This window comes from Bacillus sp. GMs2/2 (genome assembly GCF_050172095.1).
Classification (GTDB): domain Bacteria; phylum Bacillota; class Bacilli; order Bacillales; family Bacillaceae_G; genus Bacillus_A; species Bacillus_A cereus.
In genome coordinates, this window is the sequence record NZ_JBNLYE010000019.1 from 24,632 (window position 1) to 39,396 (window position 14,765).

Here is a 14,765-nt window from a genome sequence, read left to right on the forward strand (position 1 = left end):
TTACGACTAGACTATCTTTGTTTTAAATATTGACCACGAAACACTTGCATCGTTTCGTCTTGATTTAACATCGTTAACTCTTCTTCTGTAAACTTACCATTTCCTACTTTTACTACGTACACATTTACTTTTTTCTTACCCCATTGGCTATAAACATCTTTCACCGTATCATAATATAGATCAAGACGGTTTCCTTTTATTGCACCGCCCTTATCAGCTACTACACCATACCCGTAACCTGGCACGAAGAGAATCGTTCCAATCGGGAATACGCGTAAGTCCGCAGCAATTGTGGAATATAAATCCCTTTTCACTTTGACACCTGAATATGTAATACCATACTCTGGATGCCCTGGCCTCTTACCAGTTGACTCAATCCCCGATGTATAACCTGTTGCAGTCATTTCAATTGAACGATATTTAGACCAGTCGTTTGCCTGCTCTAAAGCATTTATCACTTCTTTACTCGGAGCAACATTTCTCTTAACTTCTGCTGCATGTACTTCTTTTGCACTCATTCCTTCATATATCTTTACAATCTCTAATAAAGAAACTCCTGTGAAAGCATTCCATGTTACGCATAATGCAATTGCAAGTAAACAAGTCATCATAATGCGAATACAATATCGTTTTAACATTTTTATATTCCACACTCCTTCATCGTTAATCATTCCCTATACGATGAAGGAATATGCAAAAAAAATAATCTCCAACTTAATTGGAGATTAAAACATTTGATATCCGCTTTTCCGAAGTTTCTTGATTACGACTCCTGCTAAAGCAGCCCCTACTAATCCAGTAGATAGAATAAATACGTCTGCTTGTCCTAAGTGCGATACACTTGTCCCAAATGAAGAAAATGTTTCTTTCGGTTTTGAAAAATAATCCCACATACTCGCTTTATTAATAATAAGCATACAAACAATCGGATACACAATAACCATTACCCAAGTAGCTCGCAAAATCATGTTGAGTAAAAATCCAATTCCAAAGAACAAAATAAAGAATAACATCATTGAAATAAGTAGTACCGGTATACTCACTCTTTTCCCCTCTCCTTCGCACGTGCCGTAAATACGTGATAAGCTGTATAACCAAATGGTTCACCTGGATTTAATGTTTTGTCCACTTCAAGATGTAGTTCTGATCTTCCTTCTAACAAATATTTAATAAGCACAGACGTATTCGGATCGTCTACAATCTTATCCGGATGTAAGAACGCCACTTCAGACAATTCTTTCTCCTGTACAATAATATTTTCTCCTTCAGGTTCCAAAAGGAAAATAATCATATTATCACTAATCTCATTACGAATAACACCCGATCGAACACCAATAATCCCCTTCACATGAGCGACAATGCCTGTCTCTTCTAACACTTCGCGTTTCACAGCTTCATCAACCGTCTCACCTTCATTTACAAAACCAGCCGGTAAAGACCATTTCCCTTTTAATCCACTGTATTTCTTCTTAACAAATAGCCACCTACCATCTTTTGTAGCTACTAAACCACTAACAGCTAGCCATACCTTCCCTCGTTTCTCCATGATGTAATAACCTCCTCCATCAGAACGGACAGAATATTCTTTCTTTTTTATATATTATACTATATTTTTAATATGAAAAAAGCAGAAACAGCTCTTAGCCGTTTCTGCTTTTTCTACTATATATTAAAAGAACTTTAATTTACCTTTTTTAAGAACTAATAAAGGTCCACCTAATAAGAATAGGTAACGGTTATCGATTACTTTCTTCATGAAGGAAGCTTTCCAACCTGTTAACTTTTTACCCATAACAACGCCCATTGCATCGTCATGACCTAAAGAACATACAGATCCTTTATTATCGAATGCGAATTTCTTCATTTCGCCCTTGCCACGAACTAATACAGTTAAGTTGTGTGCAATATTGTAACCTTGTTGAATTGCAATTTGTGCTGTTGGTGGGTAAGGACGGTTAATTTCTTCATTAATGATTAACGCTGCGTCACCAACCATGAATACATCTTCGTATCCTGGAGCGTGCATGTACTCATCAACTTTTACACGCCCGCGCATTGCTTCAAAGCCAGACTCTTCCACAATACCATTACCACGAACACCTGCAGCCCAAACTACTGTTTCAGACTTAATTAATTCAGTGTCATCGCCATTCGCAACGATAATACCTTCTTCAGTTGCTTCTTTAATTGCTGTACCGATGCGGAATTCTACACCTTTTTTCTCAAGTTGTTTTACAGCGTATTCTACTAACGCTGGATCGAAACCTGGAAGTGCTGTTGGAGCAGCTTCTACACAGATGATACGTGCTTTTTCACGTGGTACATTATACTCTTTGCAAAGTTCAGGAACACGGTTTGCAAGCTCACCTACGTACTCGATACCAGTAAATCCAGCACCACCAACAACGATTGTTACTAACTCATCGCGCTTTTCATCTGCATATTTAGCGAAACTAGCTTCCATATGCTCACGAATTTCACGAGTTGCATTAATGTTAGCGATTGAGAATGCATGCTCTTTTAATCCTGTAATTCCGAATGTTTCTGATTCGAAACCAAGACCGATTACTAAGTAGTCATACTCTAACTCGCCGTCTTTTAAGATAATACGTTTTTCAGCAGCTTTAATTTCTACTACTGTGTCTTGTACAAAGTTCACTTTATTTGTATCAATAACGTCTTGAATATCTAGACAGATTTTTTCATCTTGTAATGTACCAGCTGCGCTCTCGTGTAACCAAGTCGCTTGGTAGTGATAGCTGTTGTTGTTTACTAGCGTAATTTCAGCTTCATTTACAGATAATGCTTTTTGCAGACGAACAGTCGTAATCATCCCGCCATAACCTGCACCTAAAACTACGATTTTTGGAGTCTTCACCAAATCACAACCCTTTTCTTTATATAATAGTAATGAAAAATAATACCAAGTACTAAAAACTCTATTTGTCAAGAATGTGGAATTTATCACATTCTATATCATAACAAAACGCAGTCAAAAAATCGTACGAATTTTGTCATAGAAATTTAACATAATACTTCCCTATATTAGTCGGTTTTATTCCAGAATTCAAGCGTCTGGAGAATTATCAATATTTTAAAATAACATAGCGTTTTCAAGGGTTTTTTAGCCTTTTTTTCATGTATTTTCCTTTCTGTATATTTTATACAATAAAAAAGAACCTATGCGAAAACTTACACACAATTCAGTCGTTTTCAGAAGTATTATGAACTCAAATATGCTATCATTTATTTGAAAGTGTCATCATTTGCAGGATTTTCATGTACATATGAACAATATATGAAATCAATATCAAAATTCCATCTATAGGGGGAATGAAAGTGGCAGAAAATCAAAAAGTTTACGACATAACAATTATTGGTGGTGGTCCAACGGGACTGTTCACAGCATTTTATGGCGGTATGAGACAAGCAAGTGTAAAAATCATTGAAAGCTTACCTCAACTTGGCGGACAATTATCCGCACTCTACCCTGAAAAATACATTTATGATGTGGCTGGATTTCCAAAAGTACGCGCACAAGAATTAGTTGATAACTTAAAAGAGCAAATGAAGAAATTTGACCCAACTGTTTGTTTAGAAGAAGCTGTCGATACGCTTGAGAAACAAGCTGACGGTATATTTAAACTTGTTACGAATAAGCAAACTCACTATTCTAAATCAGTTATCATTACTGCTGGCAATGGTGCTTTCCAACCACGCCGCTTAGAATTAGAAGGTACAGCGAAATACGAAAAGAAAAACTTACATTATTTCGTTGATGATATGAATAAATTTGCTGGTAAGCGCGTCGTAGTATTTGGCGGTGGTGACTCAGCAGTAGACTGGACAATGATGTTAGAACCGATTGCTGAAAAAGTTACAATCGTTCATCGTCGTGATAAATTCCGTGCGCATGAACATAGCGTAGAAAGCTTAATGAATTCTCGTGCAGAAGTAAGTACACCATACGTTCCAGTAGAACTCATTGGTGATGACAAGATTGAACAAGTCGTTCTTCAACATGTAAAAACGGAGGAAAAAATTATCATCGATGTTGATGACGTAATCGTAAACTACGGCTTCGTTTCTTCTCTTGGCCCAATTAAAAACTGGGGCTTAGATATACAAAAAAACAGCATCCTTGTAAATTCAAAAATGGAAACAAATATTCCTGGCATTTACGCTGCTGGTGACATTTGTACATATGAAGGAAAAGTAAAACTTATCGCTTGTGGATTTGGCGAAGCACCGACAGCAGTAAACAATGCAAAAGCTTACTTCGATCCAAATGCAAAACTTCAACCGATGCATAGCTCAAGTATGTTTTAATATGCAAAAATAAAGCTCCTTCCATACGTGGAAGGAGCTTTCCTTTTATATAACATAAAAGCACACTGAGTCCAATAAACTATCGAATTCAGTGTGCTTTTCGTCTAAAAAATTATTGTTTTCTTCTTCTACCTAATACGAATAATACTCCGCCAACTAAGAATGAAATTCCCGCACCAACTGACATCATCCATGAATGTGCTGCCCCTGTTTTCGGTAATTCTTTTTCTACTTTTGCTTGCGGTTCTTTAATTAACTTTTCCAGTCTTACTTCCGGTTTCACTTCTGGTTTCTTCAGATCTTTCGGTTCCTCCGGTTTCACTTCTGGTTCCTTCGGCTCTTTCGGTTCCTCCGGTTTCACTTCTGGTTCCTTCGGCTCTTTCGGTTCCTCTGGTTTCACTTCTGGTTCTTTTGGTTCTTTCGGTTCCTCCGGTTTCACTTCTGGTTCTTTTGGTTCTTTCGGTTCCTCCGGTTTCACTTCTGGTTCCTTCGGTTCTTTCGGATCTTCTGGCTTCACTTCTGGTTCCTTCGGTTCTTTCGGATCTTCCGGCTTCACTTCTGGTTCCTTCGGTTCTTTCGGATCTTCCGGCTTCACTTCTGGTTCTTTCGGTTCTTTCGGATCTTCCGGCTTCACTTCTGGTTCTTTCGGTTCTTTCGGATCTTCCGGCTTCACTTCTGGTTCCTTCGGTTCTTTCGGATCTTCCGGTTTCACTTCTGGTTCCTTCGGTTCTTTCGGATCTTCTGGTTCCTTCGGCTCTTCTGGTATCTTAAGATCTTCTTTTGTTTTCGGTAAAATTGTAACTGTAGGCTCAAGTGGTGGATTTATTTTATCGTCCACTACCGCTCTATTTGTTATCCCTTTACTTGGTGCTGCTTTTACCTTCACTTTAAAAATAATACTACGTTCTTTCGTATCTGTAATTTCTAGATACTTTGCTATTACTTTTCCAAACTCCATTTTTAACTCTATTGGATTTGGTTCAGCCCCTTCAAATCTAATGCTATCTTGCACGTACTCTAAACCGGCTGGAATTTCATCTTCTACCTTTACCTCTGCTAGTTTGCCGTTTTCTACCGTATTTTTGAAACTAATTCGGTATTCTACTTCTTCTCCTAGCTTCGGTTCTTTATTATTTACTGTCTTCGTCGCTTTTAACTTACCATCTTTATATTCTGGCTTTATTGTCGCTGTCGGTTCCATAACTGGATGATCTGGATCATCTACATAAATGATCGCTTTATTTGTTATTTCCTCTCCAACTTTTACTGATTCTTTTACCTTTACTTTAAAGATGATACTTCTTTCTTTCGTATCCGTAATTTCTGGATACTTCACTGTTACTTTTCCATTCTCGACTTTAAGTTCTGTTGGCACAGGCTTATCACCTACGGCCTCCAGACTTTCTTTCACATACTCTAAACCAGACGGAATTTCATCTTCAATCTTTACATCAACTAACTTCCCGCCATCTACTGTGCCGTTAAAAGTAATTCGATATTCGATTTCTTCCCCTAGCTTTGGTTCATGGTTACTTACTTCTTTCCTTGCCTCTAGTTTCCCATCTTTATATTGAGGTGTAATTGGTATAAGTGACTCAACTGGTGGATTTGTCGGATTATTATCATCCACAACCGCCTTGTTTATAATTTCTTTTCCTACTTGTACCGTTTCTTGTACTTTCACTTTAAAGATGATACTTCTTTTTTTCGTATCCGTAATTTCTGGATACTTTGCTGTTACTTTTCCATTCTCAACTTTAAGTTCTACTGGATTTGGTTCCGGCCCATCAGACTTTATACTATCCTGTACGTATTCTAAACCAGCTGGAATTTCGTCCTCTACTTTCACCTCAGTTAGTTTGCCGTTTTCTACCGTATTTTCAAAACTAATTCGATATTCTACTTCTTCTCCTAACTTCGGTTCATGGTTACTCACTGTCTTTTCAGCTTGTAATACACCCTCTTTATGTTGAGGTTGTATCGCGACATTCGGTTTCTCTGGTGGATTTATAGTATCTTCCACAACCGCCGTATTCACAATCGCTTCGCCAATTTTAGCTTTTTCTTTCACTTTTGCTTTAAAGACGATACTTCTTTCTTTCGTATCCGTAATTTCTGGATATTCTGCGAGTACTATGCCGTTTTTCACTTTTACATGCAACGGTTTTGGATTATCCCCCTCAGCTCTTTCGCTACCTTCTACAAACTCTAAACTGTTTGGTAATTCATCCTTAATTTTCACCTTCGCTAATTTTCCGTGCTCAACTACGTTACGGAACGTAATTCGATACTCTACTTCTTCTCCTAATTTTGGAGCTGGGTTATTTACTGTTTTCTCAGCTTTTATTTTTCCATTCTTATACTCCGGTGTAATAATCGCTTCTGGTTTTTGCGGAGGATTCTTCGGATTATCATCATCCACAATTGCCGTATTCACGATTTTCTTCCCGACTTTTACTGCTTCTGTTACTTTTACCTTAAATATAATGCTACGCTCAGCTGTATCAGTAATATTTTCATACTTCGCTGTAATTTTTCCAGCTTCTTCTTTTAACTCTACCGGATTGGGTTCATTACCTTCTGCTTTTAAACTATCCTTCACATACTCTAATCCATTTGGTAGTTGATCCTCAATTTTCACTTCTGCTAGTTTTCCGTTTTCTACCGTATTTTTAAAACTAATTCGGTACTCTACTTCTTCTCCTAGCTTTGGATCTTTTTTACTTACCTTTTTATCAGCTTTAAATTTACCATCTTTATGCTGCGGTGTAATATCTACTTCTGGTCGCTCTGGTGGATTTTTTGTATCATCAACAATTGCTTTATTTACAATTGCCTTGTCCACTTCAACAGAATCTTTCACCTTCACTTTAAAGATAATGCTTCTTTCTTTCATGTCAGTGATATTTTCATACTTCGCACTAACCTTACCAGCTTCTTCTTTCAACTCTACTGGGGCCGGCTTATCACCTTCTGCTTTTAGACTATCTTTCACATACTCTAAACCAAACGGAATTTCATCCTCAATTTTAACCTCTGCCAGTTTTCCATCTTTCACCGTATTATTAAATGAAATTCGATATTCGATTTCTTCACCTAGCTTCGGTTTATGATTATTCACCTTTTTATGAGCAGCAATTTTACCATCTTTATATTGTGGTGTAATTTTTGCTGTCGGATCAATTACTGGATGGTTCGGATCATCAACATGGATAATCGCTTTATTTGTAATGTCCTTCCCTATTGTAACCGAATCTTTTACCTTCACTTTAAAGACAATACTTCTTTCTTGCGTATCCATAATCTCTGAATACTTTGCCATTACCTTACCATTTTCTACTTTCAACTCCACTGGTTTTGGCTCTTCACCTTCAGCTTTTTCGCTTCCTTCTACAAACTCTAATCCAGCTGGAATTTTATCTTCTATTTTTACCTCTGCTAGTTTTCCATCTTTCACCGTGTTATTAAAAATAATTCGATATTCGATTTCCTCACCTAACTTCGGTTCATGGTTACTTACTTCTTTTCTTGCCTCAATTTTCCCATCTTTATATTGTGGTGTAATCGGTACATAAGGCTCTTCTGGCAGATTCTTTGTATCATCTACAATTGCCTCATTTACGATTTCTTCTCCCACTTTTACGCTTTCTTTTACCTTTGCTTTAAAGACAATGCTTCTTTCCTCTGTATCTGTAATTTCTGGATACTTTGCCATTACCTTATTATTTTTCACATGTAGCTCTACTGGTTTCGGTTTAGAACCTTCTGCCGTGATACTGCCTTCCACATACTCTAAACCATTTGGTAATGCATCCTTTATATTTACCTCTGCTAGTTTTCCGTTTTCTACCGTGTTTTTAAAACTAATTCGGTATTCTACTTCTTCTCCTAGTTTCGGTTTATGATTATTCGCCACTTTCTGCGCAGCAATTTTACCATCTTTATATTGCGGAGTAATTTCCACATGAGGCTCTTCGGGCTCATTTTTTGTATCTACTACGATTGCTTTATTAACAATCTCCTTGCCTATTTCTGCCTCTTCTTTTACTCTCACTTTAAAGATAATACTTCTTTCTTTTGTATCCGTAATTTCTAGATACTTTGCCATTACCTTACCGTTTTCAAATTTCAATTCTACCGGACTAGGCTTAGATCCTTCTGCTTGTAAACTGTTTTCTACATACTCTAATCCAGCTGGAATTTCATCTTCTACTTTAACCTCTACTAGTTTTCCGTTTTCTACCGTATTTTTAAAACTAATTCGGTATTCTATTTCTTCTCCTAATTTCGGTTTTTTATTGTTTACAAATTTCTCTGCTTTAAGCTTACCGTCTTTATATTCTGGCATAATTGTTACTTCTGAAGTTGTTGGATCTTTTGTATCATCAACAACTACTTTATTGACAAGACCTTCACCAACTTTAAATTCTTCTTTTACTTTCGCTTTAAAGACGATACTTCTTTCTTCTGTATCCGTAATCTCTGGATATTTGGCGATTACTTTTCCATCTTTCACTTTCAGTTCTACTGGATCCGGCTTAGTACCTTCCGCTCGTAAACTATCTTTCACATACTCTAATCCATTTGGTAAATCGTCTTCTATTTTTACCTCTGCTAGCTTTCCGTTTTCTACCGTGTTTTTAAAACTAATTCGGTATTCTACTTCTTCTCCTAACTTCGGCGTTTCATTATTTACCGTCTTCTTCGCTTCCACTTTTCCGTCTTTATGCTGCGGAGTAATTTCTGCCGTCGGTGTTTCTGGTTCATTTTTCGTATCATCAACAATTGCTTTGTTGACGATTTTTTTACCGACTTTCACTTCTTCCTTTACTTTCACTTTAAAAGTGATACTTCTTTCTTCTGTGTCCGTAATCTCTGGATACTTCGCCATTACCTTACCATTTTCCATTTTCAATTCTACTGGATCTGGCTTAGTACCTTCTGCTTTCACACTGTTTTCTACATACTCTAAACCTTCTGGTAAAGTATCTTCTATTTTTACCTCTGCTAGTTTTCCGCCTTCTACCGTGTTTTTAAAACTAATTCGGTATTCTACTTCTTCTCCTAACTTCGGCGTTTCATTATTTACCGTCTTCTTCGCTTTCACTTTTCCGTCTTTATGTTGCGGAATAATTTCTGCTGTCGGTGTTTCTGGCGGATGTTTCGTATCGCTCACAATCGCTTCATTAACAATTGAATCGCTCACTTTACCTTTTACTTTCACTTTAAAGGTAATACTTCTCTCTTTTGTATCTGTAATCTCAGGATACTTTGCCATTACCTTACCGTTTTCAAATTTTAATTCCACTGGATCTGGCTTAGAACCTTCTACTTTTAAACTATCTTTCACATACTCTAATCCATTTGGTAAATCATCTTCTATTTTTACCTCTGTTAGCTTTCCATGTTCTACCGTATTTTTAAAGCTAATTCGGTATTCCACTTCTTCTCCTAACTTCGGCGTTTCATTATTTACTATCTTTTTTGCTTCAAGTTTTCCATCTTTATACTGAGGAATAATTTCCGCTGTCGGATTAACTGGCTTATTTTGCGAATCATCAATAGTTGCTTTATTAATGATTTTTTTACCGACTTTTACTTCTTCTTTTACTTTCACTTTAAAAACGATACTTCTTTCTTCTGTATCCGTAATTTCTGGATATTTTGCCATTACTTTACCGTTTTCAAATTTCAGCTCTACTGAATCTATTCCGGCACCTTCTGCTTTCAAACTATTTTCTACATACTCTAAACCTTCTGGTAAAGTATCCTCTACTGTCACGTCTGTTAGCTTTCCGTTCTTTACCGTATTTTTCATACTAATTCGGTATTCTACTTCTTCTCCTAACTTCGGTGTTTCATTATTTACGATTTTCTTCGCTTTAATTTTTCCATCTTTGTGTAATGGTGTAATTTTCGCTTCTGGTTCTTTCGGATCTTTCATATCATCAACAATTGCCTTATTGATGATTTCCTTCCCCACTTCCGCTTCTTCCTTCACCTTTACCTTAAAGACAATACTTCTTTCTTTCATATCCGTAATATTGTCGTATTCAGCAATAACTTTTCCATCTTTCACACTTAACTTTAATGGAGCTGGTTTATCACCTTCAGCCTTTTCACTGCCTTTTACATACTCTAAACCGTTAGGAATTGTATCCTCTATTATTACCTTTTCTAGTTTTCCGTTTTCTACCGTGTTCTTAAAGCTAATTCGGTATTCTACTTCTTCTCCTAGTTTTGGTGATGGATTATCTACTGTCTTCTTCGAATCAATTATTCCATCCTTATGTTGCGGAGTAATTCTTTCCTCCGGTTCAATCGGTGGATTTTTCGTATCATCAACAATTGCTTTATTGACAATCTCTTTATCTACTTTTACTTCTTCCTTCACCTTTACTTTAAAGACGATACTTCTTTCTTTCATATCCATAATATCGATATACTTAGCTTTGACTATCCCATTTTCAACAGCTAATTCTACTGGTCCAGGTGCTTCTCCTTCGGCCTTGATGCTATTTTCTACATATTCAAGACCTTTTGGAATTGTATCTTCCACTCGCACCGTTTCTAGTTTTCCGTTCTCAACCGTATTATGAAAACTAATGCGGTACTCGATTTCTTCACCTAACTTCGGCTTCTTATTATTAACTACCTTTGTAGCAGCAATTTCACCTTTTTTACTTTGCGGTGTAATAACAACCTTCGATTCAACAGGCTCATTTTTCGGATCTTTTGCAATTGCTTTATTTACAATTGCCTCCCCTACCTTTGCCGAATCTTTTACTTTCACTTTAAAAACAATACTTCTTTTTTCTGTATCCATAATCTCTGGATACTTTGCCATTACTTTGCCATCTTCCACTTTTAGTTCTACTGGCTCTGGTTTTATACCTTCAGCTTTCAAACTATCTTTCACGTATTCAACACCTTTAGGTAGTGTATCTTCTACTAACACCGTTTCTAGTTTTCCGTTTTCTACCGTATTATAAAATGTAATTCGGTATTCCACTTCTTCTCCTAGTTTTGGTGTTTGATTCGTTACGTTTTTTTCTACATCCACTTTACCGTATTTATAATCCGGCGTAATCTTTTCTTCTGGATACTCAGACTGTCCATTTGGCTCACTCACAACCGCTTTATTAACAATCGTTTCTCCTGCTTTTGCCTCTTCTTTTACTTTCACTTTAAAGGCGATGCTTCGCTCTTTTGTATCCGTAATTTCTGGATATTTTGCGATTATCTTACCATTCTCTACTTTTAACTCTACTGGATTTGGTTCAGTACCTTCAGCTCTCTCACTGCCTTGAACAAATTCTAAGTTAGCTGGAATTTCATCTTCTATTGTAATTGCATCTAGTTTTCCGTTTTCCACCGTATTTTTAAAGCTAATTTGATATTCAAATTCTTCTCCTAGCTTCGGCTTCTTATTTGTTGCTTTTTTCTTTGCATCAATTTTACCGGCCTTATGCTGTGGTGTAATCTTCTCTTCTAGATCCTTTGGTGGATTTGTTTTATCACTAACGGTTGCTTTGTTAACAATTTCTTCACCAATTTTTGCAGTTTCTTTTACTTTTGTTTTAAAGACGATACTTCTTTCTTCCATATCCATAATTTCTGGATACTTTGCAATTACTTTGCCATTTTCAAACTTCAGCTCTACTGGCTCTGGTTTTACACCTTCGGCTTTCAAACTATCTTTCACGTATTCAAGACTACTTGGTAATTCGTCTTCAATCGTCAATACATCTAGACGTCCATCTTTTATCTTATTTTTAAATGTAATACGATACTCTACCTCATCACCTAACTTCGGTGTTTTATTAGAAGCTATTTTTCTCGCCTCTATTTCCCCTGGAACTTCTTTTGGGGTAGTAACCGTAACATTTGCATCGTCCTCAGTTTCATACTTTATCTCGGCACTATCTTGTCCCTTTACAACAACGACATTTTTTACTGTTGTATCTGATTGTACAGAATCTTTCACTTTTACTTTGAATGTAATAACGGTACTTTCACCCGGCTTTAAAACACCACCGTTTTTAGCATCTGCACCTTCACCAACACGGAAATCAATTTGATTATTTACAAACTCTGCTTCATCATCGCTTGCATTATCTGTTTTATTTCCTTTATTACTTCCAGAAACATATTGAATAGACCCTGGAACATACTCTAAACGATCATCTAATTTATCAAAACCTTTTACATTTGATACCGGCGCTTGGTTATTTTTCGTATCATTTTTCACTTCAATTTGATACGTAAACTCTTCACCAGCTTTAACGTCCTTAATTTCTTTTCCGGCACTATCTAATGCCTTTTTATCAACTTGTAAGTTTGGAGCATTATGTTCTGTAACGAATGTAGCGTTATTTAATACGTAAATATCACCGCCACCACCATATGCTCTAAAACGCATTTTTGCTTCTTTTAAATCATTTTTCACTTGAGTGGGTCCTTCAAGGTGATACGTATGAATATCTGTACTGAAAGAATTTGTCCAATCTGGATTATATCCTGGGTATTTTTTCGTAACAAATTCGTTAGTACCATCTACTTGTACTTCTGTCATAGATGAGTCATTAACATCATTATCTTTACCTTTAATATTTTTAAACTTTTGATACCCTAACCCAAAATCATACTCTCCATAATCATAGGCATATCCATCATTATCAGCTGGATCACCTTGCGATGAAAAATAACTAAATTTCGCCTTAAAAGCGCCTTCTTTTGGTGTGTTTATTTTATTAACACTAATATCTGTCCAAGCTGTACTTTTTTGAGAGACTAGCCCTTCCCAAATCTTCATGTCTTTTACTGTTTCTTTATAGTTTTCATAAACTAATATAAGATTCCAGTTACCCCAGTAATAGCCACTACCTTTTTCAAATTTAATTTGTGGCACATTTGCAACTGTCACCGTTTGAGAAATACCTTGCTGTGCAATTACATTTGTTACATCTGCATACGCTACGTATCCTGCACCACTGCCATAGTGATTTGCAATATACGGTAAAGAATCCGCTTTTCGTATACTATCAGCACTTACTTCAGCGTATTGCTTATTTCCCATCTTCATTTTAACGGGTTGTCTTACATCTTCATCGCTAACTCTATAATCTGTCCTTGCATCACTCGGAGTCCCCATAGCAGCTGTCCAAAACAAATACGCCTTTTTCACTTTACTTCCAGCAGGAATGTTAGGAAATGCACCTGTTGACGAATTAAAAGTACTATCATCATTATCAACATCAACCGTCATTTTATTCGTTTTATAACCCATACTTTGTCTGCCATAATGATCAGATGTCAAACCAAGCGTCACATTACCAGTCTGTACTAAATTACCAGGAGCAATTGTAGAATACAACGGGTCTCCAAATCCTTGTTTATCTCCTGTTTGGATTTGAACCTTCGAAGCATTTTCTGATGCAGCTTGTACTTCTGCATCACTCTGCTTTACTGCTAAAGGTGATTGCTTTTCCTCTTTTTCTAGTTGCTTCTCAGCTTCAGGTTGTTTTACCTTCTCTATTTCTGTTTTTTGTGTAGATGTATTTTTATCTTCTACAGATACTTTTAATTTCCCATCCACTTCTTTAGTTTTTGAATCAGTTGTTGATCCGATAGCTTTCTTACTACTGTCAGCCTCATCATCGGTATTAGCTTCTAACTTCTCTTCAGAAGGAAGCCCTTCAACATCTACAGACATGTTTCCTATTTGTAGTTGATCCTTTTGCACACTAATTTTCTGCTTATACTCTTTATTAAAATGTTGCGCACGACGAGCTTTTATTAATACAGTCATTTTTTCATGTGATTTTAAATCTTGAATTTTAAGATTAGAAGAAAGAACCTTTCCTCCATTATCTTTTTCCTCTACATAGAAATCCGCTACCTTATTTTCAAGTAACTTCTCTCCGTTTACTTTCACAGATTGCGAAAGAAACTCAATTCCATTGTCATTATTTTGTTTAATTACTAATTCTCGGATTGGTGTATCTCCCGTATTTTCAATCTTATATTGAAATACGTGCTCCCTCTCCGCTACTTCTCCCTTATACATTTCAGCATTCACTTGCTCTGCCTTAATTTTCACATCATTTCCTTGTAACTCATCCCAGCTTTTTTTATTTATCTCTGTAGCAAAAGCACTGGGCGAAGGCAATATGATGGATAGAAGAAGCGTGATCATTGTTACGACATTAAAACACTTCAATACTTGCTTCATATTTTCTACCTTTCTCCTTTCTATATACTTGCTATCCGCCTACTTCATTTCAGTAACCCTTTCATTTAGTAGCCGAATACATAGCAATATATATCCACTCGCAACAATCCGACCTACGAAAATGTATCGTTGAAATCCCAATGTCAACAATATAAATCTCATAGAATATTACTATTTTAATTTATCAAAAATAGCATATATA

Annotated in this window: 6 protein-coding genes; 1 reads left to right on the plus strand and 5 read right to left on the minus strand. The window is 36.4% G+C overall.

Translation table 11 applies throughout. From position 1 onward, the window contains the following. Nucleotides 1–11 precede the first annotated feature (11 nt). The 4 genes from ACQGS6_RS05480 to ACQGS6_RS05495 form a co-directional block, all read right to left on the minus strand. The gene (locus ACQGS6_RS05480) at nt 12–638 is read right to left on the minus strand and encodes a 3D domain-containing protein (RefSeq protein ID WP_000920098.1); all 627 of its coding nucleotides are present in this window, start codon (nt 636–638) and stop codon (nt 12–14) included. A gap of 87 nt (nt 639–725) precedes the next feature. Next, nucleotides 726–1,043, minus strand: a complete 318-nt coding sequence (locus ACQGS6_RS05485) for a YuiB family protein (protein WP_000027016.1) — start codon at nt 1,041–1,043, stop codon at nt 726–728. Continuing rightward, nucleotides 1,040–1,546, minus strand: coding sequence for an NUDIX hydrolase (locus tag ACQGS6_RS05490; RefSeq protein WP_000415321.1), 507 nt, complete (start codon nt 1,544–1,546; stop codon nt 1,040–1,042). Before ACQGS6_RS05490 ends, ACQGS6_RS05485 begins: the two co-directional genes overlap by 4 nt. Nucleotides 1,547–1,669: 123 nt before the next feature. Further along, nucleotides 1,670–2,878, minus strand: coding sequence for an NAD(P)/FAD-dependent oxidoreductase (locus ACQGS6_RS05495; RefSeq protein ID WP_263697949.1), 1,209 nt, complete (start codon nt 2,876–2,878; stop codon nt 1,670–1,672). Nucleotides 2,879–3,339: 461 nt separating this feature from the next. Here ACQGS6_RS05495 and ACQGS6_RS05500 point away from each other — a divergent pair, with 461 nt between their 5' ends. Beyond that, on the plus strand, nt 3,340–4,329 hold the full coding sequence (locus ACQGS6_RS05500; RefSeq protein WP_000829788.1) for an NAD(P)/FAD-dependent oxidoreductase: 990 nt from the start codon (nt 3,340–3,342) through the stop codon (nt 4,327–4,329). Between the two features lie 112 nt (nt 4,330–4,441). Here the strand turns inward: ACQGS6_RS05500 and ACQGS6_RS05505 are convergent, their stop codons facing one another. After that, entirely contained in the window at nt 4,442–14,563 is a 10,122-nt protein-coding gene (locus ACQGS6_RS05505; RefSeq protein ID WP_426964950.1) for an isopeptide-forming domain-containing fimbrial protein, read from the minus strand. Nucleotides 14,564–14,765 lie beyond the last annotated feature (202 nt).